Source organism: Actinoplanes ianthinogenes (assembly GCF_018324205.1).
Lineage (GTDB): Bacteria > Actinomycetota > Actinomycetes > Mycobacteriales > Micromonosporaceae > Actinoplanes > Actinoplanes ianthinogenes.
In genome coordinates, this window is the sequence record NZ_AP023356.1 from 2,038,447 (window position 1) to 2,064,539 (window position 26,093).

A 26,093-nucleotide genomic window follows, 5' to 3' on the forward strand; every position below is an offset into this window, starting at 1 on the left:
GTGGTTCCGGGAGGGTTTGTGAACGTGCTGGGTGAACTGGTGGTTCTGCGGGCGATGCGGGTGAGTGACGCCGACTCGCTGTGGCGGTGGAATCACGACCCGGACGTCATGCGGTTCATGGTGGAGGGTTATCCGCAGACGCCGGAGACCGTCGAGAAGTTCCTCGCCGAGCGGGGGCGCAACGCCTACGGCGACACGCTGTTCGGGGTGGAGAGCCGCAAGGACGGCAAGCTGATCGGGCTGGTCGGGTTGCAGGGTGCGGAGCCGGAGACCGGGAACGCCGAACTCACCATCTACCTCGGCGAGAAGGAGTACTGGGGGCAGGGATACGCCACCGACGCGATGCGGACCGCCTGCCGGTACGGCTTCGACAAGATGCGCCTGCACCGGATCTGGCTGACCGTCGTGGTCGGGAACGACGCCGCGCACCACGTCTACCAGAAGGTCGGCTTCGTCGACGAGGGCCGGCTGCGCCAGGCGTCCCGCCGCGACGGGCAGTGGCGCGACGTGCACATCATGGGCCTGCTGGAGGGCGAACTCCGCTGAGGATCAGGCCGCTGGTCGGTACCCCGGTGCCGGCCGTGACCAGCACCGGGCCGTCGCCCGGGACCTGGTTCACGGCGGTGCCGCGGACCTGCCGGACCGCCTCGGCGATCCCGTTCATGCCGTGGATGTACGCCTCCCCCAGCTGCCCGCCGTGCGGGTTGATCGGCAACCGGTCCTCCGCGATCACGTGCCGCGCCTCGCCCCGGCCGCAGAAGCCGAGCTCCTCCAGCTGCATCAGGACGTACGGCGTGAAGTGGTCGTACAGCACCGCGGCCCGCACGTCCGCCGGCCCGAACCCGGACTGCTCCCACAGCTGCCGCGCCACCACCCCCATCTCCGGCAGCGCGGCGAGGTCGTCCCGGTAATAACTGGTCATCACGAACTGGTCCGGCGCGCTGCCCTGCGCGGCCGCGCACACCACGGCGGGCGCCCGGCGCAGGTCACGAGCGCGCTCGAGCGAGGTGACCACGAGCGCGACCGCGCCGTCGCTCTCCTGGCAGCAGTCGAGCAGCCGCAGCGGCTCGGCGATCCAGCGTGACGCCCGATGGTCGGCCAGGGTGATCGGCCGCCCGTGGAACCACGCGGCCGGATTGGTCGCCGCGTGCCGCCGCGCCGCCACGGTGACCCGCCCGAAGTCGTCGGTCGTCGCGCCGTAGTCGTGCAGATAGCGCTGGGCCACCATGGCCACCTGCGCCGCCGGCGTGGCGAGTCCCATCGGGTGATGCCAGCTCGCGTCCGGCCCGGGCGGCACCGAGGCCCGCCCGAACCGGCGGCCGGACCGCTCGTTCAGCGCGCGGTAACAGACCACCGTCCGGGCGATTCCGGCCGTCACCGCGAGCACCGCCTGCTGCACGACCGCGCAGGCGGCTCCCCCGCCGTACGCTATCCGGCTCAGGAAGGTCAGCGGACCCGCGCCGATCTCCCGGGCCACCGCGATCTCCGCGGTGTCGTCCATGCTGAACGTGGTCAGCCCGTCGACGTCGGACGGCCGCAGGCCGGCGTCGTCGAGCGCCGCCCGCACCGCCTCCACCGCGAGCCGCAACTCGCTGCGCCCGGAGTCCTTGGAGAACTCGGTCGCCCCGATCCCCGCGATCGCCGCGGCCCGGGCGATCATGACGCCATCCGCACGACGCCGGAGACGTGCTCGCCCGCCGCCGTCCGCCCGGCGACCGTCACCTCGTCGCCGCGCGCGTGCCCGCTGAAGGTCAGCGTGTCGTAGGCGTAGCACGGTGTCCCGAGCCGGATCGCGATGCCGCGCAGCGTCACCTCCGGCCCGGCCCAGTCGGTCACGTAGCGCTGCACGAACCCGGTCGTGGCCAGGATGTTCAGGAAGATGTCCCGGCTGCCGCGCCGCACCGCCGCGTCCCGGTCGTGGTGCACGTCCTGGAAGTCCCGGGTGGCCAGCGCGGTACTGATGATCACCGTCGGGGTCACCACGAGTTCCCAGGACGGCAGGTCCACACCGACCGGCCGCCACACCGGCAGCCCGTCGGCGAACCCCACCTGGACCCGCGCCCCGATGATCGGCCGGAGCCCGCGCAGTTCGGCCACCATCCGCACCCCCTCGTCCAGGTCGACCAGCGCGACCGTCACCGGTGACCGGCGTCCGGGCAGCGGCGGATGGTGGTGCACGACGTAGCTGTGGATGGTCCCGGTGCCGGCCGCCACCACGTAGGAGGGCTTGAGGGCGCCGCACGCCGGACAGGCCGGGCCGGGCGGGTGGCGCAGCGTCCCGCACTCACCGCAGCTCTGGATGCGCAGCTCACCGGCCTCGACCCCGGCCCAGAAGAACGACGTGTCCGGGCTGATCACCGGCCGGAGGGGCGCCGATCGCACCTGGTCGGCGACGCCGGGGCGGAACTTGAGCACCCGGAAGCTCATCTCGGCCACCGGCTCACCGGCCACCTCCCAGACGCTCGTCGTGGTGACGAACCAGCCCTCCCCCAGCGCGGTCCGCTTCGGCCCGGCCACACTCGTCAGCCGGCTGCGGACCGCGACGGTCTCCCCGTCGCGCAGGTAGCGGTGATAGGTCTGGGCGCAATCGGTCGCCACCACCGACGTGAAACCGGCCTCGTCCAGCGCCGCCGACATGTCGTGCAACGGATCGGGGGAGGGAGTAGAGGGTCGCAGGCCCCGCATCGTCCACACCTGCACCATCGCGGGCGGTGCCACCCCGTCCCGCTCGTAGACCGGGTTGGCGTCCCCGATCGCGGCCAGCCAGTCCCGGATCGCCGTCCGGTTCACCGGGTCCCGCGCCGGCCGCGCCGGTGACAGCCCCGCCTCGGCGATGCGCCGCGCGGCCGCCTCGATGGTCTCGGACATCCCGCCCCCCTACCTGGGCACCCGGGGCAGGCCGAGGCCCGCCGACGCGATCAGTTCCCGCTGGATCTCGTTGACCCCGCCGCCGAAGGTCAGCACCAGGTTGCGTTTGGCCTGCACGTCCAGCCAGGTCAGCAGGCCGGCGGTGGCCGGGTCGGCCGGGTCGCCGTGCCGCCAGACCACCTCCTCCAGCTCCTGGCCGATCCGCAGCAGCCGCTCCGAGGCGAACACCTTGGTGGCGGAGGCGTCCGCCACGTTCGGCTCGCCGCCGGTGACCTGCCAGTTGAGCAGCTCGTTCACCCGGCGGCAGGCCTCGGCGCGAGCCAGCGCGCGGCGCACGTCCGGAGTGTCGTGCCCGACGGCCCAGGCACCGACCCGATCGAGGAACGCGCCGAACCGCCCGGCCGGACCGAGCATCACCCGCTCGTGGTTGAGCTGCGCGGTGAGCAGCCGCCAGCCCTCGTTCTCCACGCCGACCAGGCGATTCACCGGCACCCGCACGTCGTTGAGGTAGACCGCGTTGACGTGGTGCGCGCCGTCGCAGGTGATGATCGGCGTCCACGAGTAGCCGGGATCGGTGGTGTCGACGATCAGGATCGACAGCCCCTTGTGCCGTGGCGCGTCCGGGTCGGTGCGGCAGGCCAGCCACAGGTAGTCGGCGTCGTGCGCGCCGGTGGTGAACACCTTCTGCCCGTTGACCAGGTAGGCGTCGCCGTCGCGCACCGCCCGGGTCCGCAGCGCGGCCAGGTCGGTGCCGGCCTCCGGCTCGGTGTAGCCGATCGCGAAGTGAATCTCCCCGGCCAGGATCCGCGGCAGGAAGAACTCCCGCTGCTCGCTCGTGCCGTGCGCGAGCAGCGTGGGCGCCACCGTTTGCAGCGTGACGGCGGGCAGCGGCACGTCGGCGCGGGCCGCCTCGTTCACGAAGATCTGCTGCTCGACCGGCCCGAGCCCACCGCCCCCGAACCGCTCCGGAAACCCCAGGCCCAGCCACCCGTCGCGGCCCAGCCGCCGGACCAGACCGCGGAAAACCTCGCCGTGCCTCTGCCGCAGCATCACCGCACGGTCCGCTTCATCCAGCACCCGATTCAGGTACGCCCGGAGCCGCGCCCGCAATGCCAGCTGGTCCTCAGTCAGGTCGATGAACACCGTGGCCTCCCAGCCGGTCGAGGCAGTACTCCGCGCCGCCGAGGTGCCGGACCAGGTCGCGGACCAGGGCGGTGTGGCGGTGCAGTGGGTAGGCGACGTCCAGGCCGAGGCCGCCGTGCAGGTGGTGACAGGTGCGCAGGGCGGGGAGGGCCGCGCTGCTCAGCCAGTAGGCGGCGGTCCACAGGTCGGTGGCTGCGGGCGTACCGGAATCGTGGTCTTGATCTTGGTGCCAGCTGGCGGCCAGGGCGGCGAGATGCATCGTGCGGGAGGCGACGTAGACGTCGGCGATCTGCTGGGCGACGGCCTGGAAGGTGGCCAGGGGGCGGCCGAACTGGTGGCGGTCGCGCACGTGGCCGGCGGTCATCCGGAGCGCGCCGGCCAGAGCGCCGTCACCGAGCGCGCAGGCCCCCGCGACGGCGAACCGCTCGATGTCGGCCGGGCCGTCGCCGAGCGGTTCGGCGGCGACGTCCTCCAGGCGCAGCGCGAACTCGGCAGTCCCGGCCGAGGTCGGGGTGCGTTCCAGCGTGACACCGGGAGCGGCAGGATCCACCAGGGCAACGGCTCCTTCCCCGCCCGCCGGGACCAGGATGCGGCAGGCCTGGTCGGCGTCGGGGACGGCGCGGCAGGTTCCGGTGAGCCGCCAGTCGTCGGTGGCCGTCACCGGATCACCGAGGGCTGCGGTCAGCACGCGACCCTCCAGGACCGGCGGGAGCAGCTCCCGCTGCTGGCGCGAGCTGCCGAAACGGGCCACCGGGAGCACCCCGAGGGACAACGTGGACCAGGCCGGCACCGGCGCGGCGTGGCGGCCGATCTCGGTGAGCAGCAGGCCGGTCGCCACCGCGCCGAGCCCGGCGCCCCCGAGCTCGGCCGGCACCGCGAGGCCGGGCAGGCCGGCCTGACCGAGCGACTTCCACAGTCGCCGCGGGGAGCCGTCATCGTCGCTCAGCACCTCGCCGGCGAGGCGGACGATCGCCTCCTGCGCGTCGTCGAGCGCGAAGTCCGGACCCATGCCGCCATTAGAACACGTTTCACTTCCGGATGAACATCGACGGCCGCAACAGACCGTCAACATCCCGTTGCTAGGCTGAGTAGGACCACAGCGCCGCGAGGGGTAAACCATGGCAGCACCGAGAACGAATACCAGTATTGGCGCCGCGCGCAGCACGCTCGACACCGAGCAGGGCTCCGCCGCGCAGCGCGACCGGCGCCGCCGGATCCTCGAGGCCACCCTGCTGCTGGCGTCGAAGGGCGGCTATGACGCGGTGCAGATGCGCACCGTCGCCGAGCGCGCCGAGGTCGCCCTCGGCACGCTCTATCGCTACTTCCCCTCGAAAATTCACCTGCTGGTCTCCGCCCTGGCCCTGGAGCTGGAGAAGACCCGGGAGAAACTGGAGCGCAAGCCGATCCCCGGCGACACCCCGCACGAGCGGATGCAGTTCGTGCTGAGCCGGGTGACCCGGGCGATGCAGCGCGAGCCGCAGCTCACCGAGGCGATGACCCGGGCCTTCATGTTCGCCGATCCGTCCGCGAGCGCCGAGGTCAACGCGGTCGCGCAACTGATGGAGGACATGTTCACCCGGGCCATGCACGACGGCGAGCCGACCGCCGACGACCGGGCCAAGGCACGGGTCATCGGCGACGTGTGGCTGTCCAACCTGGTGGCCTGGGTGACCCGCCGCGCCTCGGCGAACGACGTCATCAACCACCTGGAGCTGGCCAGCCGTCTGCTCCTGCGCTGATCACTCCGTCAGCGCGACCAGTTTCGCCAGCGCCTGCTGACCCGCCGCGCCGGCCTGCTTCTCCAGCATGCCGGCCATCGGGCCCTTCAGTGCCGGGCCGACGAACTCCATCTCGTAGGTGATGTGCGAGCCGGTGTCGGTCGCCGCGATCACGAAGAGGTTCGTCGCCTTGACGCCCATCGGGCCGTCGCCGTTCTGTTCGAGCCGGCCCGGCGCGTCCGCCGCGACCACCCGCCACGCCATCTCGGCGGGCATGCCCATCAGCTTGACCTTCTGCCGATACGTGGTGCCGGTACCGAGGCTCGCCGGCACGTCGCCGGTGAAGCCCTCGTGCATCGTGTTCCATTCCGCGACCCGGGACAGGTCCGTGACGACATCCCACACCCGCTGCGGATCCGCCTTGGCATCGGCCTCAACGGTCACCTTGGCCATCGCGCTCCTCCTCCAGTAGAGCAACTAGAACAGGTTATAGCAGTGTGACTTGATTCACTAGCTCAGCGAGCCGTGGGCAGCGATGCTGTTGTCATGGAGGGACAGGCTCTGATCCATCGACGTGAGGCCATCACCGAGCTCGGCGACGCGCTGCGGACACTGGTCGAGCACGCCACCACCACCGAGGCGCCGACCGGCGAGCTGCTGCGCGCCGCCGCCGAGATCCGCGACGTCATCGACCGGCTGGGCGAGCGGGTGCGCGGCCACGCCACCCTGTCCCGCGCCGACGACCTGCTCGGCGGCATCCGGATGTACAACCCGGTCATCGGCCCGGGCAGCGCCCTCGCGCCGCCGCTGCACATCGAGGTGGTGGACGGGACGGCGATCGGCCGGTGCACGCTCGGGATGGCCTTCGAGGGCCCGCCGATGTTCGCGCACGGCGGCGTCAGCGCCATGCTGCTCGACCAGATCCTGGGGCATGCCGTGGTCGCCTCCGGCAACCCCGGCATGACCGTGCGCCTGGACACCGGCTATCACGCGCCGGTGCCGCTGCTGACGCCGCTGCGGCTGACCGCCGACGTGCGCGACGTCGACGGCCGCCGGGTGACCGCGACCGGTGTCATCGCCACCGAGGCCGACCCGGGCACCGCCCTGGTGACGGCCACCGGGACCTTCGTCGGCCTGCGCGCCGACCAGGTCCAGCGTTTGTTCGGCCAGGTCAGCGCACCCGCTCGGCCTTGAACTGCATGCGCGGCGTGGCGTAAAACTCCTGCGCCTGGATCAGCCGCAGCTCGCGCTCGCCGGAGCGGTGGGTGGTGTCGAGCAGGTCGAACACGCTGGAGACGGTCCGCTCCAGCGACAGGGCGGCGTCCTTGGTCGCGACGTAGTGCGCGGTGAACAGGGCGGCCGTGACGTCACCCGACCCGTTGGCCTTGAACGGCAGGTACGGCGTGCTCACCAGCCACGCGCCCGTGCCGTCCACCACCAGCATCTCGATGGTGCCCGCCGGCCGGTCGGGCCGCTCCACGCTGGTCACCAGCACGGTCGACGGGCCCATGGCCCGGGCCAGGTCGGCCGACGCCAGGGTCGACTCGATGGTGCTCGGCTCGGTGCCGGTCAGGAACCCCAGCTCGAACTGGTTCGGCGTGATGATGTCGGCGACCGGCACCACCCGGTCGCGCAGCAGCTCGGGGATCTCCGGCGCGACGAAACAGCCGGACTTGGCGTTGCCCATGACCGGGTCGCAGGCGTAGACCGCCTCGGGGTTGGCGGCCTTCACCCGGCGCACCGCGTCGATGATGACGTCGCCGATGCCCACCCCGCCCTGATACCCGGAGAGCACGGCGTCGATCTCCGGGAACACGCCCCGCTCCTCGACGCCGAGCAGGACCTCGGCCACGTCCGGCGGCGGGATGAGCGGCCCGCGCCAGGCGCCGTAGCCGGTGTGGTTGGAGAAGTTCACCGTGTGGACCGGCACGACCTCGACACCGATGCGCTGAAGCGGGAAGACGGCCGCGGAGTTCCCGACGTGCCCGTGGGCGACCGCCGACTGGATGGACAGAACCTTCATATCCCCAGCCTAGGCAGCACGGATGAAGATGTACGGCCGGGTGGGTGGCTGCCACCCTGGGGGCATGGCCTATATCGATCTCGGCGTGGACGAGAAGAGCTTCCCGGGCATCACCGGGCCGATGGCGTTCCGGCCGGAGACCGCGAAGCCACTCAACGAGCTGGCCGAGGTGCTGCTGCGGGCGCCGAACTCGCTGCCGGCCGCGGAGCGCGAGCTGATCGCGGCGTACGTGTCCGGCCTCAACGAGTGCGTCTTCTGCTGCTCCTCGCACACCGCGTTCGCGGTCGCCCAATACGCCGCCGCGGACGTCACCGACGGCGCCTCGATCGTGGCGCAGGCCCGCGCCGACCTGGACACCGCGCCGATCCCGGCGAAGCTGAAGGCGCTGCTGCGGATCGCCGGCGCCGTCCAGCAGACCGGCCGCGCGGTCACCCCGGAGCTGGTCGACGCCGCCCGGGCGACCGGCGCCACCGACGTCGAGCTGCACGACACGGTGCTGATCGCGGCCGCGTTCTGCATGTTCAACCGCTACGTCGACGGGCTCGGCACGTTCGCGCCCCAGGCGCCCGAGGACTACACGCCGATGGCCCACCGGATCGTCGAGCAGGGGTACGGCATCCCGCAGGTGCGCTGAGCACCCTACCGGACCGCGCTCACCGCCGCGATCTCCGGCGCTGATAGACCCCGATGCCGAGGCCGGCGAGGAGGATCCCGCTGCCGGCGAGGACCCGGCGCACAGTGGTGGAGTTCTGCGCGCGGCACTCCGCCGGGTCGTCGTGGGTCAGGGCGCACGCGATCAGAGCGCCCTCCTTCGCGCCGTAGGTCTGCTTCAGGGCGGCCTGAAGCTCCTCCCACTGGTGCCGGGTCTCGACGATCGCGCCCGTCACCGCCTTGGCGAAGTTGGTGCGCACGATGCCGCGCGGGGTGGTGGGATCGGTCGTGTCGCCGGTGTCCGGATCGACGATGCCGTTGTCCTTGTTGAGGGCGGCGTGGGTGATCCGGTTCGCGCAGGCTCCGGTGCCGGGGATGCTGTCGTCGAGGACGAAGCAGCCGGTGGACAGTTCGCCGGGCACCGTGGGTTTGCCGGTGCCACGCAGGTCGAGGACCGCGCTCGGGGCGGGCAGGTCCAGACCCGGCGGGTTGTCGGCGCCGGGCTGCCGGTCCGGGTCGGCCTCGTCGGACCAGTTGCTGTGTGAGTAGAAGTCCTGGGCGCCGTGCAGCGCGCGGCCGAAGGCCTCCAGCGCCTTGCACTTGGCCCGCGGCTCGGCCTTCGGGGACAGCTCGCAGTCGGTGCCGAGATCGACCTGCGCGTCGATGATCCGGCCGTCGTCGTCGAGCACGCCGCCGGCGGCCCGGACCGCCTCCGTGAAGCGGCCGCGCAGGTGGTCGACGCAGCGCAGCAGCGCCGCGGTGGCCTGGTCGCGGGTGCGCGGGTAGCCACCGGCGAGGTAGTCGGCGTCGTCGCAGTGCGCGGCCGGGTCGGAGATCTCGGTGCTGTCCGGGGAACCGACGCCGCCGAACTTGCGCTCGTGGCCGGCGAGCTGGTCCATCGACCGTGGCGCGAAGCACGCGGCGCCGTGCTCGGCGGCGGTCCGGCAGGCGACCGCGGCGCGGGTGATCCGCTCGTGTTCCCGGTGCTGGCCGCCGCCGTCGATGGTGCCGAACCCGGGGACGATCGCGAGCACGAGGGCCGCCGCCGCTCGTCCCATCCGCTCGCCGCCCATCCGTCCAGGCTGCCCGAGCGGCGCCGTCCCGGAACCACCCCGTCCGGATGAGCGCCTCCCTGCTTGACAGCAATTCACGTCGATGAAACATTGATGAAACTTTCCTGAGAGCGCTCTCTCCCTCTCCCAGGGCGCCCTCCCCTCCTCGTAGGCAGGACGGCACATGAACGTTGTCCTTCGACCACGCCGCCGCGTGCTCATCGCGGCATCGGCGCTGCTGGTGATCGCCGCCCTCGGCGTCGGCACCCCCGCCTCGGCAGCCGCCGTCGCCGGTAACACCATCGCCGGGCCGGGCGGCAAATGTGTCGACGTCAGCGGCGACGACACCGGCGTCAACGGCACCGCGGTCCAGCTCTGGGACTGCCAGGCCACCGCCGCCGACCAGCACTGGACGTGGAGCGGCACCGCGCTCACCACCATCGGCCGCTGCCTGGACATCACCAGCGGCGGCACCGCCAACGGCACCAAGCTCCAGCTCTGGGACTGCAACGGCACCGGCGCGCAGCAGTGGACCCAGCAGGCCGACGGCAGCCTGAAGAACCCGCAGTCCGGCCGCTGCATGGACTCACCCAGCGGCGCCACCGCCAACGGCACCCGCCTGCAGATCTGGGACTGCAATGGCACCGGCGCGCAGAAGTTCACCGTCACGACGACGACGCCGGGCACCTGCCCGACCTACTCCGACACCCCGGACTTCGGGCCGAACGTGCACATCTACGACCACTCGATGTCGGACGCCGCCATCCAGTCGTCGCTGGACAGCGTGTTCAACGCGCAGAAGGACACGCAGTCGGCGCAGTTCGGCACCCGGCGCGACGCGCTGGTGTTCAAGCCGAGCACCACGCCGTACGCGGTCGGCGCGAACATCGGCTTCAACACCTCGATCCTCGGGCTCGGGCAGAACCCCGACGACGTACGCATCAACGGCGCGGTCACCGTCGACGCGTTCAACGCCAGCGACGCCGGCAACGCCACGCAGAACTTCTGGCGGTCGGCCGAGAACCTGTCGATCAACACGCTCGGCGGCACGAACCGCTGGGCGGTGGCGCAGGCCGCGCCGTACCGCCGGATGCACGTGATCGGCGGCCTGAACCTCTTCCCGGCCAGCTACGGCTGGGCCAGCGGCGGGTACATCTCCGACTCGAAGATCGACGGGAACGCCGAGTCGGCCTCGCAGCAGCAGTGGTACACCAAGGACAGCACGCTCGGCTCGTGGAGCGGCTCGAACTGGAACATGGTGTTCTCCGGCACCAACGGCGCCCCGGCCAACAACTTCAACACCAACCCGGCCGCCGGGCCGCGGTACACCACGCTGGGCACCACGCCGATCTCGCGGGACGTGCCGTACCTGTACCTCGACTCGGCCGGCAAGTACCGGGTCTTCCTGCCCTCGCTGCGCACCAACGCCAGCGGGCCGAGCTGGGCGGGTGGCAGCACGCCCGGCAGCTCGCTGCCGATGAGCACCTTCTTCGTGGCGAAGCCGGGCGACTCCGCCGCGACGATCAACACCGCGCTCGCCAACGGCTGCAACGTCTTCTTCACGCCGGGCATCTACCACGTGAACCAGACCCTGCACGTGACCAAGGCGAACACGGTCGTGCTCGGCATCGGTTACCCGACGATCATCCCGGACAACGGGGTCAACGCGATGGACGTCGCCGACGTCGACGGCGTGCGGCTCAAGGGCCTGCTCTTCGACGCCGGCACCACCAACAGCGACACGCTGCTCAAGGTCGGCCTCGCCAAGACCGCGGTGTCGCACGCGGCGAACCCGGCCACGGTGCAGGACGTGTTCTTCCGGATCGGCGGCATGGTTGCCGGCAAGGCCACCAACAGCCTGGTGGTGAACACCAACAACACGATCGTCGACCACACCTGGGCGTGGCGGGCCGACCACGGCGCCGGGATCGGCTGGACGGTCAACACCGCCGACAACGGGCTCACCGTCAACGGTGACAACGTGCTGGCCACCGGCCTGTTCGTCGAGCACTACCAGAAGAACGAGGTGGTCTGGAACGGCGCCAACGGGAAGATCATCTTCTTCCAGAACGAGATGCCGTACGACCCGCCGAACCAGGCCGCCTGGATGAACGGGTCGGCCAACGGCTACCCGGCGATCAAGGTGGCCTCCGGGGTCACCACGTTCGAGGCCTGGGGCCTGGGCAGCTACTGCTACTTCAACGTCAACAACTCGGTGGCGTCGGCCCGGGCCTTCGAGGTCCCCGCGGTCGCCGGGGTGAAGTTCCACAACATGGCGATCGTGTCGCTGGGCGGGGTGGGCACCATCTCGCACATCATCAACAACACCGGCGCCGCGGCGAACTCCAGCAACACCAATTCGTACCTCGTGAACTTCCCGTAAACCTTGAGGTGGCCGGACCCTCTCCGGGGGTCCGGCCATTGACCACGGTGGACGGTCATGATCCGATGGGCCCACTCACGGGGAAGATCATCTCTTCCCCTCGAAGGGAGCCTTCGGCATGAAGAAGTTCCACACGCTCGTCGCCACCGGTGTCGCCGCCGCGGCGCTGGGTGTGTTCGCCGCCCCCACCGCCGCCTTCGCCGCCACCTCCGAGGTCGACCAGTGCGGTCCGCCGATCGGGGACGGCACCTGCTCCAACTACGTCGCCGCCACGATCACCTGGTACAACCGCACCGCCGGCATCGACGGTTGCGTCTACGACAACTTCGCCGGCGCCGACTTCACCGGCGTCGTCTTCGAGGCCTACGCCGGCAGCACCAAGATCGACAGCACCACCCGCTCGGCGAACGACACCGTCGACGATTTCGGGATCCGCTGCTTCGGCTTCACCATCGGCGACCCGGACCTGGTCGGCGGCATCGACCGGATCAAGGTCACGGTCCGCCGCGGCTTCGCGTCCGGCGGCTACGCCAACGGCGCCTGGAAGAACTACCAGAAGAAGGACGCTTCGTAGTCCTTCCCGCCGAGACCACCGGCGGGAGCATCCGTTCCTGCCGGTGCCTCCCTCTCAGCCGGCATCCGCCAGCAGGAGCGCCCGTTTCTGCTGGTAGGGACAGCCCGCGGCCTCGAACGCGGCGGCGGTGGCGCGGATGCCCTCCCCATCGTCGTCGAGCAGGGCGGCGGCCCGGTCGAGGAGCGCGCCGGCGATCGGGTTCCCGGCGACCATCGGGCGGGTCTCGGTCAGCAGGTCGGCGGCCTTGGGGTGGCCGGACAGCACGGCGGCCTCCACCCGGAGGGCGACGTGCCACTGCTTCAGGATTCCGATGCGCCACGCGCCCGGGGCGTCCAGTCGTTCCAGGGCGAGCGCCGGCTCCCCGTGGTGGAGCAGGGCGATGGCCTCGAAGGCGGGGCTGTAACCGGCCCGGTCCTCGGCAGTGACGCCCATCCGGTCCAGGACGGCGAACCACTCGTCCCGGGCCGCCCGGTCGCCCCGCAGATCGTGGACCAGGGCGACAGCGGCGGCCGCCGGGCCGAAGTTGCGGGCCTGCGGGCGGCCCGCCCGCGTCCAGCCGTCGAGGAACCGGCCGCTCGCCGCGAGCACGTCGGTGTCGTGGCCGGCGAGGGCGTCGGCCATCAGGAGCCGGGACGTCGCGACGTGCCCGGCCTCGGCCAGCAGTGGCAGGTCGCGGAGCCGCTGCCCCCAGCGGTGGGCCGCCACCAGGTCGCCGGTGCCGATGCTGGTGGCGGTGGCGATCAGGAGCGCGTCGATCAGCTCGTCCGCGATGTCCGGGGTGAGCGGCAGGTGCTCCAGCAGCTCGACGCGGCGACGGGCGACGGCTGCGGCGGCGGCCTCGTCGCCCACGCGGCGTCGCGCCCCGATCAGCGAGAACAGGGCGGCGCACTCGGCGAGCGGATCGTCGAGGCGGCGGGCCAGGTCCACGGCACGCTCGGCCAGCGCGGTCATCCGTGCCGCGGCCTCCGCAGCCCGCTCCCCCTCGGTCGGCGTCGCCGCGGCTCGCTCTCCCTGGTTCGGCGTCGCCGCGGGCCGCTCGGCGAAGAACGCGTAGCTTGCGGCGGCGCAGTCGGCGAGAGCGATCGCGGCCTGCGCGGCGAGGTCGTCCCCGGCCAGCTCCCGCGCCCGGTCGAGCAGCGCGGCCGCCTCCTCGCGCGGCGGGCGCTGGACGAAGGCCCCGGACTTCCGGAAGAACGTGGTGGTCGCGGTCGCGAGATCCCGCGCCGCGCCGGGCGTCTCGCCGGCCGCCTCGGCAGCGGCCCGCCACAACCGGTAGGCGTCGTCGCCGCGCATCCGGCACGCGGCCACGCTCGCCGCCAGACGCAGCGCCGCGGGGTCCTCGGTGAGGGCGGCGGCCTGTTCGTACCGCTGCTGGGACTCGCCGATCAGGTTGCGGTCGAAGGCCAGCCGCCCGAGCAGCAGAGCCAGCCGGTGCGCGTCGGCACGCCGGTCGGGCCGCTCGGCCGCCCAGCTCAGGGCCGCCCGCAAGTCGTCGGCCACCGCGTCGAACCTGACTCGCCAGCCCTCCTCCCCCGAGGCTGCCAGCTCCTCGGCGACTTCCAGGCACCAGCGCAGGTGCCGGGCCGGCGCGGCCTCCCGCTCGCCGGCCGCGGCGAGTTGCTCGGTCCCGTACTGCCGGATCGTCTCCAGGACCCGATAGCGGGTCCCACCCGCCGACGCGGTCACGCTCAGCAGGCTCTGATCGGCGAGACGCGCCAGGCCGTCGGCGACGTGCCCGGGCGCCAGCGGATCGAACCCGGCCACGGCAGCAGCGGCGGCGGCGGTGAACGGCGAGACGAAGACCGAGATCCGCCGCAGCAGCGCCAGGTCGTCCCCGCTGAGCAGCGCCTGACTCCAGTCGAGCATCGCCCGCACCGACCGGTGCCGATCGTCGGCCCGGTATCCACCGACGAGCAGCCGCAGATGGTCGGAGAGGCCGGCCACCAGCCCGTCGAGCCCCAGCGTCGGCAGCCGCGCGGCGGCCAGCTCGATCGCCAGCGCCACGCCGTCCAGCTTCCGGCACAGGTCGGCGACCTGTGCCACCTGCTCACCCTCGATGGTCCAGCCCACCGCCGCAGCCCGGTCCCGGAACAGCGCGACCGCGTCCGGCTCGCCCTCGGGAAAGAGCGAGCCGTCACCGAAAGGAGGGCCGTCGCCGGAAGGAGAGCCGTCACGGGACGGAGAGCCGTCACGGGAGGGCGACCCGTCACGGGAGGGCGACCCGTCACGGGAGGGCGACCCGTCACGGGAGGGCGACCCGTCGCGGGAGGGCGCCCCGCCAAGAGACAGCGGCGGCACCGGGTAGACCCACTCGAACGGCACCATCAGCCGCGCCCGGCTGGTGGCCAGCACGCTCACCTGCGGGCACCGCGCCAGCAGCCGCTCCAGGAACGGCGCCACCCCGTCGGTCACATGCTCACAGTTGTCCAGCACCAGCAGCGCCCGCCGCTCGGCGAGCGCCGCCACCACCGAGTCACCGAGGCTCCGGCCCTGCTGCTCCCCGACGCCGAGCGCGGTCGCGACCGCCGCCGCCACCATCGCCGGGTCGGTGACCGGCACCAGGTCGACGAACCACACCCCGTCCGGAAACGCCCCGCCCAGATCGGCCGCCACCGACAGCACCAGCCGGGTCTTGCCCACCCCGCCGGGCCCGACCGCGGTGACCTGGCGACGCGTGGTGACCGCCGCGCGCAGCGCCTCGCGTTCCCGGACGCGGCCGACGAACGCGCTCAGTGGCGCCGGCAGGACGGCGGACCGCTGTGCCGGCCGGGCACGGTCGGCGAGCTCGCGACGGTCGGCCGCGCCGAGCTTGCGCAGCAGCGACGACACGTGTGTCTCCACGGTGCGCACCGAGATGAACAGCTGGGCGCCGATCTCGGCGTTGGTCCGGTGCTCCCCGACCAGGGCCAGGATCTCGGCTTCCCGGGGCGAGATCCCCGGCGTGGCTGGCTGCTTCGACACGCGGGTCATTCTCGCGTACCGCGTCTACGGGGTGGTCTCCGTGGTCAGCACGGATGTTCGCGGCACCCCACCGGCGGCAAGCTTTCCGCATGTCCATCAAGACGATCATCATTCCGGTACGCGATCTGCCGGCTGCCAGCGCGTTGTACCGGGCGGTGCTGGGCGTGGAGCCCTACGCGGACGAGCCGTACTACGTCGGCTTCCGGGTCGGGGACCAGGAGATCGGCCTGGACCCCAACGGCCACAACCACGGGATGACCGGCCCGGTGAACTACTGCCACGTCGACGACGTGCCCGCGACCCTGCACGCGGCCGTCGCGGCGGGCTGGCTCACCCGGCAGGGCGCCAAGGATGTCGGCGCCGGCCGGCTCGCCGCCATCGTCGAGGACCCGAACGGCAACGTCCTCGGCCTCCTCCAGCGCTGACCACCACCCACCGAGAGGAAACCACGTCATGACAAGCATCGAGCACATCACCCTCGAAGTCGCCGACCCCGCCGCCGCCGAGACCTTCTACACCGACGTCCTCGGCCTGGGCGCCTGGGTCCGCGTCCGCGCCTCGGACGCGCCGACCACCGGGTTCCGCGGTTTCACCCTGTCGCTGGTCGTCTCCCAGCCGGCGAACGTCGACGCACTCGTCGACGCCGCCCTGGCCGCCGGCGCCACCATCGTGAAGCCGGCTGAGAAGTCCCTGTTCGGATACGGCGGCGTCGTCCGGGCCCCGGACGGCACTGTCGTGACGGTCGCGTCCCCGTCGAAGAAGAACACCGCCCCGGCCTCCACGGAGATCGACGACATCGTCCTCCAGCTGGGCGTGGCCGACGTGGCCGCCGCCAAGCGCCACTACGTCGCCGGCGGCTTCACCGTCGGCCGGAGCTTCGGGAGCAGGTACGTCGAGTTCAAGGCCCCCGCGCGTACCGTAAAGATGTCGCTCTTGAAGCGGAAGGCGCTGGCCAAGGCCGCCGGAGTGCCGGTGGACGGCACCGGGTCACACCGGGTGGTGATCGGTGGCGGCGCGCCGGGCGCCGACCCGGACGGCTTCGTGTGGGAGGCCGCCTCGGCCTGAGCCGGACAGCTCGGTCAGCGGGCCATCCAGCCACCGTCGACGACCAGGACGTGGCCGTTGACGTAGTCGGCGGCGGGGGAACTCAGGAAGACGGCCGCACCGGCGATGTCGGCGCCCTCTCCCCAGCGACCGGCGGGAATGCGTTCGAGGATGGATCGGGCCCGGTCCGGGTCGGTGCGCAGCGCGGTGGTGTTGTCGGTGGCCATGTAGCCCGGCGCGATGGCGTTGACCTGCACGCCGAGGGGCGCCCACTCGTTCGCCAGGGCCTTGGTGATCCCGGCGACGCCGTGCTTGCTGGCGGCGTACGACGCGACGCGGATGCCGCCCTGGAAGGAGAGCAGGCTGGCGACGTTGACGATCTTGCCGTGTCCACGCTCGGTCATCGGCCGCCCGAACGCCTGGCACAGCAGGAACAGACCGCTCAGGTTGACGTCCAGCACCCGGTTCCACGAGTGCCGGCTGACGTCCACCGAGTCCTCGCGCTCGATGATGCCGGCGTTGTTGACCAGGATGTCCACCCGGTGGTCGCGGTTGATCCCGGCGGCGACCCGCTCGACGGCATCGTGATCGCTGACGTCGAGGTCGACGGCCACCACGTCGCGGCCGAGGCCGGCGACCTGCTCGACGGTGCCCGACTGGCTCCCCGGCCGGCCGAGCAGCAGCAGGTCGGCGCCGGCCCGGGCGAGCCCGAGCGCGATGGCCTGTCCCAGGCCACGGCCGGCGCCGGTCACCACGGCGCGGCGGCCGTGCAGGTCGAACGGATGCACCGATCCTCCCAAGCCACCGCGTGGCGCGACGTGAACGAAGGCGACGATATCCCGCACGCGTCGCCGCGCACCACATGCGACCCGCGGCCGGCTGACTCGCTGGACACCACTTCCGGTCGACCGTCCGGCGGGATGCGTTCCACAATGGCGGAATGTTTCGGCAGGAATAGCGCGCGGCACCATCCGAAACATTCCTGACATCAACCGTCCTTCTCGGACTCGAAAAACACTCCTGGCCTGCCATTTCCGGCATGTCCGAGTTGGTGTTGCCGCAGCGTTTCGGCTTCGAAAACGCTTCAGCGCGCACTGCAAAATAGTCGACAGCGGACTTGAAAGGCATGGTCCTCCGACAGTTAGGGTCCTTTCCGAACGGCGGGGGTGGGGCCCGCCGATTTGCGGGAAGAGGCATAGGACATTGGCTGCCGCCGTCATGGTTTTCGTCTCGGTGGTTCTCTCGGCATTCGCAGCGGTCACGCTGTGGTGGACGATGCACGCTTGGCGCACGCCGGAGACCCTGGCCGCCACGCGATTCGCGCCGCCGGACGGGGAACAACACCTGACCTTCTCGCTCCTGGTTCCGGCCCGGCACGAACAGGCTGTCCTGGAGCACACAGTGGAGCGGCTGCTCCAGTCCACACACGAGGCCTTCGAGATCATCATCATCGTCGGGCACGACGACCCGGAGACCGCCGAGGTGGCCCACCGGGTGGCGGGCACGGCGCCGGGCCGGATCCTGGTGGTCACCGACCACAACGAGGTGAAGAACAAGCCCCGGGCGCTCAACACCGCACTTCCGTACGCCCGCGGTGACGTCGTCGGCGTGTTCGACGCCGAGGACCAGGTGCACCCCGAGCTGCTGGAGCACGTCGACCACGCGTTCCGCGCGACCGGCGCCGACGTGGTGCAGGGCGGTGTCCAGCTGATCAACTTCCACTCCAGCTGGTACAGCCTGCACAACTGCCTGGAGTACTTCTTCTGGTTCCGCAGCCGGCTGCACCTGCACGCCAAGAAGGGCTTCATCCCGCTCGGCGGCAACACCGTCTTCGTCCGCACCGACGTGCTGCGCAAGGCCAACGGCTGGGACGGCACCTGCCTGGCCGAGGACTGCGACCTGGGCGTGCGCCTGTCGAGCCGGGGGTCCAAGGTGGTCGTCGCCTACGACTCGACGATCGTCACCCGCGAGGAGACGCCGCACTCGCTGCACGGCCTGCTCAAGCAGCGCACCCGCTGGCACCAGGGCTTCCTCCAGGTGCTGCGCAAGGGTGAGTGGCGGCGGCTGCCCGCGATGCGCCAGCGCCTGCTGGCCCGGTACACGCTGACCGGCCCGTTCATCCAGGCCTTCTCCGGTGTGGTCATCCCGATCGGCGTCGCGATCGCGATCTGGGCGGAGCTGCCCGTGCTCGTCGCCCTGTTCACGTTCCTGCCGGTGCTGCCGATGGTGGCCACCCTGATGTTCCAGGTGATCGGCCTGCGCGACTTCGGCAAGGAATACCGGCTGTCCATCAAGTGGCACCACTACGCCCGTTTGATCATCGGAGCTTTTCCGTACGCCATCGTCCTGGCCGTGGCAGCGCTGCGTGCCGTCTGGCGCGAGTACACCGGCCGGCGCAACTGGGAGCTGACCTCCCACGTCGGCGCCCACCTGCGTGAGGTGACGCCCGCATGACCACGATCGAGCTCGCCGCGCCACTGCCCGCCGTCCCGGACGCGGCTGACGGCGTACGCAAGAAGGACCGGAAGCCGAAAGCGGACCTGGTCATCGCGCTGGGTCTGACCGCGGTGATCGTGGCGCTGCTGGCCTGGAACATCACCGGGTTCCCGACGGCCAGCGACGACGAGGGCACCTATCTGGCGCAGGCCTGGGCCGTGCAGCACGGCCGCGGGCTGGCGCATTACACCTACTGGTACGACCATCCGCCGCTGGCCTGGATCCAGCTGGCCGGACTCGCGTGGATCCCGGCCTGGCTGGCCCCCGGGCTGACCGCGGTGGCCGCCGGGCGGATCGCGATGCTGCCGGTCCAGGCGGCCGGGCTGCTGCTGGTCTACCTGGTGAGCCGGCGCATCGGCCTGCCGCGCTGGGCGGCCTCGCTCGCCCTGATCACTTACGGTCTGTCGCCGCTCTACCTGACCATGGGGCGGCAGATCTACCTCGACTCGTTCGCGGTCGTCTGGATGCTCGGGGCGTTCGCGCTGGCGCTGTCGCCGCGCAAGCATCTGTGGCACTTCGCGGCGGCCGGCGCCGCGGCCGCGATCGCCGTCCTGTCGAAGGAGACGATCCTCGTCATCCTGCCGGCCGTGATCCTGGCCCTGTGGCAGAACGCGGCCCGCAGCTCGACCCGGCCGTGGGCGATCGGCGCCTTCGCCAGCGGTCTCGTGCTGGTCGGCTGCTTCTATCCGCTCTACGCGGTGCTGCGCGGCGAGTTGTTCCCCGGTCCGGGGCACGTCTCGCTGATCGGCGCGTGGCAGTTCCAGCTCGGGTCCCGCTCGGGGTCGGGCAGCGTCTTCACGGCCGGTTCGGGGGCGTCGTCGCTGCTGCACTCGTGGCTCTACTACGACGCGGTGATCCTGATCGCGGGGGCGGTGGCCAGCTTCGCCGGTCTCGCGCTGCGCCAGGTGCGGCCGATCGCCCTGGCCGGCGCCGTCCTCGTCGTGGTCGCCCTGCGGCCGGGCGGTTACCTCCCGGCCATGTACGTCGTTCAGGTCCTGCCGTTCTTCGCGATCGCGATCGCCGGGGTGATCGGCAGTGTCGTCGCCGCCCTGCCTCCGGTGCAGGTCTGGTGGCGGTGGGCGGTGCTCGGCGCGGCGATCTCGCTGTCGGTCGCGGTGGTGGCGCCGCGCTGGTACGTGGGTGATCAGCGGGCGCTGACCACGAACGACAACGCGCCGTACGCGCAGGCCGCCGACTACATCCGCGACCGGTTGCCGGGCCGGGAGGGCGCGACCGTGGTGGTCGACGACGTGCTCTGGCTCGACTGTGTGGACGCCGGATACCCGCCCGACCGGGTCATCTGGTTCTACAAGATCGATCTTGACTCGGCGGTCGCCGAGCGGCTGCCCGGTGGCTGGCGGGACGTGGACTACGTCGTGTCGACGCCGGCCATGCGCCAGGACCCGAACAGCCTTCCCACCGTACGGACCCTGCTGACGAACTCGACCGTGATCGCCTCGTTCGGCCCACAGGACGGCCAGATCGAGATCCGCCGTGTGGACAAGGGAGCTACCGCATGACCGTCACCAGCGACCCAGCCGAGCTCGCCTCGGCCTCACCCGTGTCGGCCTCCCCCGTGTCGGATTCGCCCGTTTCGGATTCGCCGGCGTCGGATTCGGCGGCTCAGGCCCGGGCCGGCAAGGTGCGCGCGACGATGCGCGGGACCATCGGCGAGCTGCCCGTGCGGACCGCGTTGCGGCAGACCATCGTGGTGCCGACCTTCAACGAGCGGGACAACATCGTCACCCTGCTCGCCCGGCTCACCGCGGCGCTGCCGGCCGACGAGACCGAGATCGTCTTCGTCGACGACAGCACCGACGACACCCCCGAGGTCATCGCCGAGGCGGCGCTGAGCTGCCCGATCCCGGTGACCGTGCACCACCGTGAGGACGGCGTCGGCGGGCTCGGCGGCGCGGTGGTCGAGGGCATGCGGCTGGCCCGCGGCGAGTGGATCGTGGTGATGGACGCCGACCTCCAGCACCCGCCGGAGATCGTGCCCACCCTGATCGGGGCGGGCGCCCGGGACGGCGCCGACCTGGTCGTCGGCAGCCGCTATGCGGGTGGCGGCAACCGGGACGGCCTGTCCGGCGGGTATCGGCGGCTCGTCTCGGGTGGCTCGACCGCGGTGACCAAACTGATCTTCCGGAACTCGTTGTTGCAGGTGAGCGACCCGATGAGCGGGCTGTTCGCGATCCGGACCAGCTCGCTGGAGGTCGAGGAGCTGCGTCCGCTGGGCTACAAGATCCTGCTGGAGCTGGTGGTCCGCAACCGGCCCGGCCGGATCGTCGAGGTGCCGTACTCCTTCCAGCCACGGCACGCCGGCGAGTCCAAGTCGTCGATGGCCGAGGGCGTCCGGTTCATGAAGCATCTCGGGATGCTGCGGTTCGGCACCCAGCGGGCCCGGATGCTGATGTTCGGCCTGATCGGTGTCTCCGGACTGCTGCCCAACCTGATCGCGCTGTGGGTGCTCAACGACCTGGCCGGCGTGCACTACCTGCCGGCGGCGGTGCTGGCGAACCAGGTGGCGGTCGGGTGGAACTTCACCCTGACCGACACGCTGCTCTACCGCTCGCGCCGGGCGCACCGCAGCTTCTGGGGCCGGATCAGCCGATTCTTCCTGCTCGGCAACGTGGACCTGCTGCTGCGGATCCCGCTGCTGGCGTTGCTGGTCGACGGCGCGCACCTCGGGGTGCTCTGGGCGAGCCTGATCACGCTGGTGATCTCGTTCGTGGCTCGGTTCCTGATCTCCGACAAGGTCATCTATCGGGCGCGGGTGTTGAAGACGGTGACGGCGTGACCGCCCCACGACCATTGCTGAGTGACACCAACCGCAAGCAGATCGCTCGTACCCTCATCGTCGTTCTCCTCGCGGTGATCGCCGCGACCGTGCCGGCCGCGGCGCAGGCGAGCGCCAACCTGATCGCCAACCCGGGCCTGGAGAAACTCGACGCGAACGGGTTCCCGGTGTGCTGGGAGAAGTCGGGGTGGGGTGACCAGAGCTTCACCTTCGGGCTGACCGGTCCCGGACACACCGGCGCCAACGCCATGCAGATCACGCTCGCCACCGCGCCGAACGGCGACCGCAAGGCGATGATGCTGGAGAACCCGTCGTGCGCGCCGAACGTCACGCCGCACCATCAATACGACCTGTCGGTCTGGTACAAGACGACGACCGCGAACACGGTCATCACGATGTTCCGGCACGACGTGGCGCAGGGGTGGGTGTACTGGACCGACCTGGCGACGCTGCCGGTGACCTCGGCCTGGACACAGAAGACGGTCCGGACGCCGGAGGTGCCGGTCGGCACGGACCAGATCGTCTGGGGCGTCACCATCTACGGGGTCGGCACCTTGCAGACCGACGACTACGCGGTGAACGACGTGACCGCCCCGGCGGCCGGGACGTCGTGCAGCGCGGGAGCGGCGTGCACCAAGGGCACCTGGGCGGTCATGCCGTTCGATTCTCCGGTGCGCGGCATTCACTCGGTGGTGCTGCGTAATGGGGACGTGCTGCTGGTGGCCGGGTCCGGCAACAATCCGGACGACTTCGCCGCCAAGACCTTCAAGACGGCGGTCTATCACCCGAGCAGCGGGACGTTCACCAATGTGGCGACACCCGCCGATCTGTTCTGCTCCGGGCACGTGCAGCTGCCGGACGGGCGGGTGCTGGTGATGGGCGGGAACAAGGATTATCCGGCGGCGGACGGCAGCCACGGTTATGAGGGACTGAGGAATTCGTACGTCTTCGATCCGGCCACCAATGCGTACACCCGGGTCAACGACATGACCGCCGGCTCGTGGTATCCGTCGGCGACGGTGATGGGGAACGGGGACGTGATCTCGCTGGGTGGGCTCGGCGAGGATTCGTCCGGGACGGTGGCCACCCAGTATTTCTCGAACGCCGAGCAGCGCTGGCTCGGGCTCGACGAGGCGCACCAGACGTGGAACTTCTGGGGCCTGTATCCGTCGATGATCCTGATGCAGGACGGGCGGTTGTTCTATTCGGGCAGTCACGTGTTCGGGAACGGGCTGCCGGGGACCGGGGCGTCGATCTACAACTACGACACCTCTTCCATTACGCCGGTCAGCGGGTTGCAGAGGAAGGACGAGCGGGATCAGTCGATGAGCGTGCTTCTCCCGCCCGCGCAGGATCAGAAGGTGCTCACGATGGGCGGCGGGAACATCGACAGCAACCCGGACGCCAACGCGCTCACCGACGTGATCGATCTGAAGCAGGCCAACCCGGTCTACACGGCCGGCCCGCCGCTTCCGACGGGCAAGATGTATGTCTCGGCCGTGCTGCTGCCGGACGGCAAGGTCTTCGAGACCGGCGGCGGCCTGCACAACCGCGCCGACCCGGTGTACGAAGCGTCGATGTACGACCCGGCCACCAACACGTTCACACCCGGGATGGCCACCGATCCGGTGCCGCGGACCTATCACTCGTCGGCGTTCCTGCTGCCTGACGGGCGGGTGATGGCGGTCGGCGACAACCCGGGCAACGGCTCGTTCGACATGCGCCTGTCGGTCTACTCGCCGCCGTATCTGTTCCAGGGCGCCCGGCCGCAGATCCTGAGCGTGTCCTCGAATCAGTGGGCGTACGGGTCGACCCGGACCATCACGGTCGACGGCCCGATCCTCAAGGCGGAGCTGATCCGCCCCGAGGCGGTGACCCATTCCAGCGACCCCAACCAGCGTTTCGTCGACCTGCCGATGTCGGTGAACGGCGCAACGATCGGCCTCAACCTGACCTCGAACCCGAACATCGCCCCACCCGGCTGGTACATGCTCTTCGTGGTCGGCACGAACGGCGTCCCGTCGGTCGCGCAGTGGGTCCACGTCGGATGACCCTCCGACGCATCACGACGCTCACCGCGGTGGCCGCCCTGGTGGCGGCCGCCGCGGCGGTGCTGGTGGCGCTCGTCCGGGCGGGCCTCGACACGCCGTCACCGGTGGCTGCCGCCGCGCCCGCCATCACCGATTCGACGTGGCCGTTCCCCTCGCCCACCGCGGCCTCACGGTCGGCGGCCCCGGCCGTGAAGCCGGCCGTGGAGCCGGCCGGGACGACGCCGCCGGCTGTCGCGCCCGCCGCCTCGCCGGCCCCGTTCGTCCAGCATTTCGCGGACGGGGCCACCGCAAGTCCGTTGCCCGCGAAGAAGTCGCCGACCGCTCCGGTGAAGGTCCCGGCCTTCGCCGACGGCTGCGACCACAATTACGGCACCCCCACCCAATGCGTCCCGCTGACCTTTCCGGCCGGCGTCACGGATGCCTGCTCCTGGCTCGCGGCGCACGGCTTCACCGACCTGAAGGTGGCCGGTCGCGACGTGCAAAACCTCGACCCCGACGGTGACGGCACCGCCTGTAACTAAAGATATAAGTGTTTCAATATCTTGTGCTGGGTGGTGAACTCCTGTTCTCCTACGGCGGGCCGCACATCGGCCTCGACCCTAGGAGCCCCTCATGAGACTCAGAACGGTGACGGCAAGACCTGCCCTAGCTGTTTTCGTCGCGGCAACGATGGCGGTCGGCGCTCTGCCGGCGGCGGCCTCGGCCGACACTTCCCTGCTGGCCGCACCGCCGACCGTCAATGTCGCCGACGTCAACGCCCACCTGCAACAACTACAGACCTTCGCCACCAGCAACGGCGGCAACCGGGCCACCGGCACGTCGGGGCACACCGCGACGACGACCTATCTCCAGCAGAAACTGCAAGCGGCAGGCTTCACCGTCACCGTGCAGACCTGCACCACCTGCAGCGGCTCGGCGAAGAACATCATCGCCGACTGGCCGGGCGGCGACACCAGCAAGACCTACATGTTCGGTGCCCACTCCGACAGCGTGTCAGCCGGGCCGGGCATCAACGACGACGGCTCCGGTTCGGCCACCCTCCTGGCGGCCGCGCTCACGCTGGCCGCGAACAATCCGACCATGACCAACCACCTCCGGTTCGGGTGGTGGGCCGGCGAGGAGCAGGGCCTGATCGGCTCCAAGTTCTACGTCAACTCGCTGACCTCGGCCCAGAAGACCGCGATCAAGGCGTACGGCACCTTCGACATGGTCGCGTCCACCAACGGTGGCTACTTCGTGACGGGCACCGACGCGATCGCCGTGAAGCTGCGCGAGTACTTCACCTCGATCAACGTACCCACCGAGACGTCCACCGAGTGTTGCAGCGACGACGGCTCGTTCCGCAACGCCGGCATCCCGTCGTCGATCAACTCCACCGGGGCCAGCTACACGAAGACCAGCGCCCAGGTGACCAAGTGGGGCGGCACCGCCGGGCAGGCGTACGACTCCTGCTACCACAAGGCCTGCGACTCGTACCCGTCGAACGTCAACAGCACGTCGCTGGGCCGGTGGGCCAACGCCGAGGAATACGCCCTCTGGACCCTCACCACCGGCACGCCGACGGCCAACGACTTCTCGGTGTCGCTCAGCCCGAGCGCGGGCTCGGTGAACCCGGGCTCCTCGGCCACGGCCACCGTGAACACCGCGACCACCGCGGGCAGCGCGCAGACCGTCACGCTGACCAGTTCCGGCGCTCCCGCGGGTGTCTCGGTGAGCTTCAGCCCGGCGACGGTCACCTCCGGCGGATCGTCGACCATGACCGTCGCGACCACCACGGCCGCCGCTCCCGGCTCGTACACCATCACGGTGACGGGAGCGGGCTCGGTGACCCACAGCGCTTCGTACACACTGACGGTCACCGGGACCGGCGGCTGCACCGGCGCCGGACAGAAGCTCGGCAATCCCGGCTTCGAATCCGGAACCACACCGTGGACCGCCACGTCCGGAGTCATCGGCGCGAACACCGGTGACGGATCGCCGCGAACCGGCACCCGCGACGCCTATCTCGACGGCTACGGCTCGTCACACACCGACACCCTGTCCCAGTCGGTGACCCTGCCCAGCGGATGCAGCTCCTACGCGCTGTCGTTCTACCTGAAGATCAGCACGGCGGAGACGACCACCACCAGCCAGTACGACAAGCTGACGGTGCAGGTCGGCACCACCACGCTGCAGGTGTTCTCCAACCTCAACGCCGGCGGGTACACCCTGCGCTCGTACGACCTGGCCGCCTTCGCCGGGCAGACCGTCACCCTCAAGTTCACCGGGGTCGAGGACGCCTCGCTGAAGACGTCGTTCGTCATCGACGACACCGCGCTCACCGTCAGCTGAC

General features: G+C 70.9%; 23 protein-coding genes and 1 pseudogene. 14 read left to right on the top strand and 10 right to left on the bottom strand.

The window, feature by feature from the left end; genetic code table 11:
• Positions 1-24 precede the first annotated feature (24 nt).
• Positions 25-546 carry a GNAT family N-acetyltransferase gene (locus Aiant_RS09390; RefSeq protein ID WP_229830474.1) on the top strand — a complete coding sequence of 174 codons (522 nt, stop codon included), beginning with the start codon at positions 25-27 and terminating at the stop codon, positions 544-546.
• On the opposite strand, the gene Aiant_RS09395 is transcribed toward Aiant_RS09390, so the two are convergent.
• The 5 genes and pseudogenes from Aiant_RS09395 to Aiant_RS09410 form a co-directional block, all read right to left on the bottom strand.
• Positions 515-1,660 carry a lipid-transfer protein gene (locus Aiant_RS09395; RefSeq protein ID WP_189332389.1) on the bottom strand — a complete coding sequence of 382 codons (1,146 nt, stop codon included), beginning with the start codon at positions 1,658-1,660 and terminating at the stop codon, positions 515-517. The genes Aiant_RS09390 and Aiant_RS09395 overlap by 32 nt on opposite strands.
• Complete coding sequence (locus Aiant_RS45550; RefSeq protein ID WP_229830540.1) at positions 1,657-2,025, bottom strand: hotdog family protein; 369 nt, start codon at positions 2,023-2,025, stop codon at positions 1,657-1,659. Before Aiant_RS45550 ends, Aiant_RS09395 begins: the two co-directional genes overlap by 4 nt.
• Positions 2,017-2,868, bottom strand: a pseudogene (locus tag Aiant_RS45555) (bifunctional MaoC family dehydratase N-terminal/OB-fold nucleic acid binding domain-containing protein); the annotation flags it as partial. The gene Aiant_RS45550 and the pseudogene Aiant_RS45555, both read right to left, overlap by 9 nt.
• Before the next feature lie 9 nt (positions 2,869-2,877).
• Positions 2,878-4,011, bottom strand: a complete 1,134-nt coding sequence (locus tag Aiant_RS09405; RefSeq protein WP_189332387.1) for an acyl-CoA dehydrogenase family protein — start codon at positions 4,009-4,011, stop codon at positions 2,878-2,880.
• Positions 3,992-5,020, bottom strand: coding sequence for an acyl-CoA dehydrogenase family protein (locus tag Aiant_RS09410; protein ID WP_189332386.1), 1,029 nt, complete (start codon positions 5,018-5,020; stop codon positions 3,992-3,994). The genes Aiant_RS09405 and Aiant_RS09410 overlap by 20 nt, the downstream gene beginning before the upstream one ends.
• 109 nt (positions 5,021-5,129) lie before the next feature.
• On the opposite strand from Aiant_RS09410, the gene kstR reads away from it, so the two are divergent.
• Positions 5,130-5,750 carry a cholesterol catabolism transcriptional regulator KstR gene (kstR, locus tag Aiant_RS09415; RefSeq protein WP_189332385.1) on the top strand — a complete coding sequence of 207 codons (621 nt, stop codon included), beginning with the start codon at positions 5,130-5,132 and terminating at the stop codon, positions 5,748-5,750.
• On the opposite strand, the gene Aiant_RS09420 is transcribed toward kstR, so the two are convergent.
• Positions 5,751-6,182, bottom strand: a complete 432-nt coding sequence (locus Aiant_RS09420; protein ID WP_189332384.1) for a type II toxin-antitoxin system Rv0910 family toxin — start codon at positions 6,180-6,182, stop codon at positions 5,751-5,753.
• A gap of 93 nt (positions 6,183-6,275) precedes the next feature.
• Between Aiant_RS09420 and Aiant_RS09425 the strand changes: the two genes are divergently transcribed.
• On the top strand, positions 6,276-6,923 hold the full coding sequence (locus Aiant_RS09425) for a PaaI family thioesterase (RefSeq protein WP_189332383.1): 648 nt from the start codon (positions 6,276-6,278) through the stop codon (positions 6,921-6,923).
• On the opposite strand, the gene pdxY is transcribed toward Aiant_RS09425, so the two are convergent.
• On the bottom strand, positions 6,901-7,752 hold the full coding sequence (gene pdxY / locus Aiant_RS09430) for a pyridoxal kinase PdxY (RefSeq protein WP_189332382.1): 852 nt from the start codon (positions 7,750-7,752) through the stop codon (positions 6,901-6,903). The two genes, Aiant_RS09425 and pdxY, sit on opposite strands and share 23 nt — an antisense overlap.
• A gap of 64 nt (positions 7,753-7,816) precedes the next feature.
• Between pdxY and Aiant_RS09435 the strand changes: the two genes are divergently transcribed.
• Positions 7,817-8,386 carry a carboxymuconolactone decarboxylase family protein gene (locus tag Aiant_RS09435; protein WP_189332381.1) on the top strand — a complete coding sequence of 190 codons (570 nt, stop codon included), beginning with the start codon at positions 7,817-7,819 and terminating at the stop codon, positions 8,384-8,386.
• Between the two features lie 19 nt (positions 8,387-8,405).
• Here the strand turns inward: Aiant_RS09435 and Aiant_RS09440 are convergent, their stop codons facing one another.
• The gene (locus tag Aiant_RS09440) at positions 8,406-9,476 is read right to left on the bottom strand and encodes a CinY protein (RefSeq protein WP_229830472.1); all 1,071 of its coding nucleotides are present in this window, start codon (positions 9,474-9,476) and stop codon (positions 8,406-8,408) included.
• Positions 9,477-9,639: 163 nt separating this feature from the next.
• Between Aiant_RS09440 and Aiant_RS09445 the strand changes: the two genes are divergently transcribed.
• Together Aiant_RS09445 and Aiant_RS09450 are read left to right on the top strand one after the other, a co-directional pair.
• Complete coding sequence (locus Aiant_RS09445; RefSeq protein ID WP_189332380.1) at positions 9,640-11,838, top strand: ricin-type beta-trefoil lectin domain protein; 2,199 nt, start codon at positions 9,640-9,642, stop codon at positions 11,836-11,838.
• Between the two features lie 118 nt (positions 11,839-11,956).
• Entirely contained in the window at positions 11,957-12,412 is a 456-nt protein-coding gene (locus Aiant_RS09450) for a hypothetical protein (RefSeq protein ID WP_189332379.1), read from the top strand.
• Positions 12,413-12,466: 54 nt separating this feature from the next.
• Here Aiant_RS09450 and Aiant_RS45560 read toward each other — a convergent pair whose 3' ends face one another.
• Entirely contained in the window at positions 12,467-15,373 is a 2,907-nt protein-coding gene (locus Aiant_RS45560; RefSeq protein ID WP_229830470.1) for a LuxR C-terminal-related transcriptional regulator, read from the bottom strand.
• 89 nt (positions 15,374-15,462) lie between these two features.
• Here Aiant_RS45560 and Aiant_RS09460 point away from each other — a divergent pair, with 89 nt between their 5' ends.
• On the top strand, positions 15,463-15,798 hold the full coding sequence (locus tag Aiant_RS09460) for a VOC family protein (RefSeq protein ID WP_189332377.1): 336 nt from the start codon (positions 15,463-15,465) through the stop codon (positions 15,796-15,798).
• Positions 15,799-15,826: 28 nt separating this feature from the next.
• On the top strand, positions 15,827-16,438 hold the full coding sequence (locus tag Aiant_RS09465) for a VOC family protein (protein ID WP_189332376.1): 612 nt from the start codon (positions 15,827-15,829) through the stop codon (positions 16,436-16,438).
• 14 nt (positions 16,439-16,452) lie between these two features.
• Here Aiant_RS09465 and kduD read toward each other — a convergent pair whose 3' ends face one another.
• The gene (kduD, locus tag Aiant_RS09470) at positions 16,453-17,205 is read right to left on the bottom strand and encodes a 2-dehydro-3-deoxy-D-gluconate 5-dehydrogenase KduD (RefSeq protein WP_229830468.1); all 753 of its coding nucleotides are present in this window, start codon (positions 17,203-17,205) and stop codon (positions 16,453-16,455) included.
• 487 nt (positions 17,206-17,692) lie between these two features.
• Here kduD and Aiant_RS09475 point away from each other — a divergent pair, with 487 nt between their 5' ends.
• From Aiant_RS09475 to Aiant_RS09500, 6 genes are all read left to right on the top strand, one after another.
• Entirely contained in the window at positions 17,693-18,871 is a 1,179-nt protein-coding gene (locus tag Aiant_RS09475) for a glycosyltransferase (RefSeq protein WP_229830465.1), read from the top strand.
• Positions 18,868-20,433: an ArnT family glycosyltransferase gene (locus tag Aiant_RS09480; protein ID WP_189332373.1), complete on the top strand. Its 1,566-nt coding sequence runs from the start codon at positions 18,868-18,870 to the stop codon at positions 20,431-20,433. The genes Aiant_RS09475 and Aiant_RS09480 overlap by 4 nt, the downstream gene beginning before the upstream one ends.
• Before the next feature lie 134 nt (positions 20,434-20,567).
• Positions 20,568-21,710 carry a glycosyltransferase gene (locus tag Aiant_RS09485; protein WP_189332372.1) on the top strand — a complete coding sequence of 381 codons (1,143 nt, stop codon included), beginning with the start codon at positions 20,568-20,570 and terminating at the stop codon, positions 21,708-21,710.
• On the top strand, positions 21,707-23,761 hold the full coding sequence (locus Aiant_RS09490) for a galactose oxidase early set domain-containing protein (RefSeq protein WP_189332371.1): 2,055 nt from the start codon (positions 21,707-21,709) through the stop codon (positions 23,759-23,761). The genes Aiant_RS09485 and Aiant_RS09490 overlap by 4 nt, the downstream gene beginning before the upstream one ends.
• Entirely contained in the window at positions 23,758-24,282 is a 525-nt protein-coding gene (locus Aiant_RS09495; RefSeq protein WP_189332370.1) for a hypothetical protein, read from the top strand. Before Aiant_RS09490 ends, Aiant_RS09495 begins: the two co-directional genes overlap by 4 nt.
• A 91-nt stretch (positions 24,283-24,373) precedes the next feature.
• Positions 24,374-26,092: a M28 family peptidase gene (locus Aiant_RS09500; protein WP_189332369.1), complete on the top strand. Its 1,719-nt coding sequence runs from the start codon at positions 24,374-24,376 to the stop codon at positions 26,090-26,092.
• Position 26,093 lies beyond the last annotated feature (1 nt).